Source organism: Acinetobacter sp. LMB-5 (genome assembly GCF_001541635.1).
GTDB classification, from domain to species: Bacteria; Pseudomonadota; Gammaproteobacteria; order Pseudomonadales; family Moraxellaceae; genus Acinetobacter; species Acinetobacter pittii.
The window spans coordinates 1-460 of record NZ_LRDR01000068.1; the positions used below are offsets into that span (position 1 = coordinate 1).

The window sequence follows — 460 nt, forward strand, 5'->3', positions numbered from 1 at the left end:
AACGAGTCTTGCGTAGGCGCGGCGCACCGCTTTGTCTTCGACTTCCACGTCCAGATAGACGCTGCGAATATCTTCCACAAAGCGCTCTAAATCGTTCACTTTGAGCGCTTCCAGTTGTGAGGTCGGCAGCTTTTGAACGCTGGCCACGCCCACCACTTCTTCGCCGTTTTTCACGCCAATGACATAAGGCTCAATTTTGGATTGGGCGCCGATGTATCCGGTGCTGCCTACGGCAATCGCGGCGATAAACATCGAAAAAAAAGCGCACATTTTCCAATCGTGCGCCTGTTTCACTACGCTGCCTAAGCGTTCGTCCCACTCTTCGCGGGCGCGTTGATACAAGATGGAGTAGTCCGATGGACTCTCAGGATTAGACATATTGTCACCTTATGATAAGTGGTCGTAAGCTTCTGATAGCGCGTCAATCAAAACCTTCAATGCGTCTTTATTGGGGCAACAC

At 51.1% G+C, this 460-nt stretch carries 1 protein-coding gene; it reads right to left on the bottom strand.

Features of this window, described 5'->3' with window-relative positions:
* A partial coding sequence (locus AW165_RS18550) for a VirB8/TrbF family protein (protein ID WP_265733005.1) occupies window positions 1–378 on the bottom strand: 378 nt, incomplete at its 3' end.
* Between the last annotated feature and the right edge of the window lie 82 nt (window positions 379–460).